General features: G+C 58.6%; 1 protein-coding gene. It reads right to left on the bottom strand.

Annotated features, from left to right (window positions below):
* Window positions 1-268, bottom strand: a 268-nt coding sequence (locus tag QSV46_RS39885) for an ABC transporter permease subunit (protein ID WP_314964115.1), incomplete at both ends; no start/stop codon positions are given.

A 268-nucleotide genomic window follows, 5' to 3' on the forward strand; every position in this document is an offset into this window, starting at 1 on the left:
GTGTATACCGAGTCGACGCCTTCGTTTTGCAGGTTGATGAACAGCTTGACTGGAATCCCCTGCGGGAAATAGCTAAATACCAGCACGATGCCAAACTCGCCTATCACCCTTACCCAAGTAATGGCCAGTGCAGCGGCCAGCCCGCGGGCTGCCTGGGGTAGGGTGAGCCGCAGAAAGATCTGCCAGGCACAGGCCCCCAGCGTTCTACCGGCTTCTTCGGTCTCGACCGGCACCTGCTCAAATGCCGAGCGAGCCGACAGTACAAAGT

It is taken from the genome of Bradyrhizobium cosmicum (genome assembly GCF_032290525.1).
Lineage (GTDB): Bacteria > Pseudomonadota > Alphaproteobacteria > Rhizobiales > Xanthobacteraceae > Bradyrhizobium > Bradyrhizobium cosmicum_A.